Raw genomic sequence first — 1,581 nt, forward strand, 5'->3', positions numbered from 1 at the left:
TTTTTTTATGCAGCCACACGACGAAGTTCGATTGGTGTCAAACCAAACAGCACATCTTGTGGTCGTTCATGGTTATAAAAATGGATATAATGATTGAGATCTTCCACCAGGTGTTGGTAGGTGGCATAGCCACCTGACTTTCTAACTAAGTGATAACGCTCTGATTTTAACTTACCAAAAAATGACTCCATCGGCCCATTATCAATACATTTCCCCACTCTAGACATGCTCTGAGTCATCTGATTCACATTTAACAGTTGTCTAAAACCATAAGAGGTAAACTGGTATCCTCGGTCACTGTGCACCATGGGTGAAGCCAGTGGATTGCACTTTAAAGCAGCTTTAAACGTATCCAACACAAGTTGATTATTATTCCTCAAACTAAAACGATGGGCGACAATACTATTATCAAATAAGTCCAATATCGCACACATGTAGACACGCGAGCCATTCTTAAGCTTATATTCTGTAACATCCGTTAGCCATTTCTCATTCTTAAATTCAGAAACGAACTGTCGACCCAATGTATTTGTTGCAGTCAAATCACCAGATTTCTGTGTGCGGACTTGTTTCTTTTTACTTGTGACGGATTGTATACCCATGAGTCGCATGATGCGTAAGATACGTCTCGCACCGTATGCGGTATTAAGTTGGCGATTCACTAGATGACGCATCATTCGATATCCAGGGACACCTTTATATTTTAGGTATAACTCAGCAATGGTGGATGCGATGACTGCATTCTCAATCTCATATTGTGGGGGCTGACGGTTCAAATATTTATAATATGCTTGACGACTGATATTTGCGACCGCACATAGTTCCGAGATTGTATAGCCGACCCTGTGTAATTCAGTAATGGCTTCATGCACCCTATGGCCACGAACTCGGCTTATTTTTGTCTCCGCTCGAGTTCTTCCAACTTTTTTAGAAACGCATTCTCTACTTCCACTTTCCGACGTTGACGACGCTCTTGTTCTAGCGCGCGTTTCAATTGATCGACTTCACTCAATGCATCTTCAGGCTTTCGCTTGCCGCGTCGGTCTTCTAAACCATACTTTCCAGCTGCTTCATATTTTTTCACATATTGATAAGCTTGCTGATAGGTGACATCAAAAAGCTCAGATAGTTCACGAATACTCACTTCATTTGCCTCATAATACTGTGCAATGTCTAATCGTTCTTGGTATGTGGTCTGTCTTGACTTAACCATCAATGGCTTACCTCCGAAGGTAGATTTAACTCGTTTACCTTCAGTATACGCCTTAACCCATTTCTTTACAGTAGAATAGGCACGAATATTGTATTTTATAGCTAAGCTTCTATAACTAATGGATTGATTAAGATATTCTTCTACCACCATTGACTTAAATGCTTTTGTGTATGTCTGATGCTTGGGCTCATGTCTCAAAGCTTCAGGGCCCTTCTCTTGATATAATCTCATCCAATCTTTTAAACTTTGGATGCTTACATTAAATTTCTTTTGTGTATCTTGCTGGCTACCATGCTTCAAGTAGTATTCAATAATACTAATTTTTTCTTCAAAACTACGATGTCGAGCCATAATAAAACCTCCTAAGT

At 39.8% G+C, this 1,581-nt stretch carries 2 protein-coding genes; both read right to left on the reverse strand.

The window, feature by feature from the left end; genetic code table 11:
- Positions 1-5: 5 nt before the first annotated feature.
- A complete protein-coding gene (locus EYB29_RS09240) occupies positions 6-872 on the reverse strand; it encodes an IS3 family transposase (RefSeq protein ID WP_166627106.1) in 867 nt (288 codons plus the stop codon).
- 20 nt (positions 873-892) lie between these two features.
- Positions 893-1,564: a helix-turn-helix domain-containing protein gene (locus EYB29_RS09245; RefSeq protein ID WP_051220505.1), complete on the reverse strand. Its 672-nt coding sequence runs from the start codon at positions 1,562-1,564 to the stop codon at positions 893-895.
- Positions 1,565-1,581 lie beyond the last annotated feature (17 nt).

Source organism: Jeotgalicoccus sp. S0W5 (assembly GCF_011634875.1).
In the GTDB taxonomy this organism is placed as follows: Bacteria; Bacillota; Bacilli; order Staphylococcales; family Salinicoccaceae; genus Jeotgalicoccus; species Jeotgalicoccus marinus.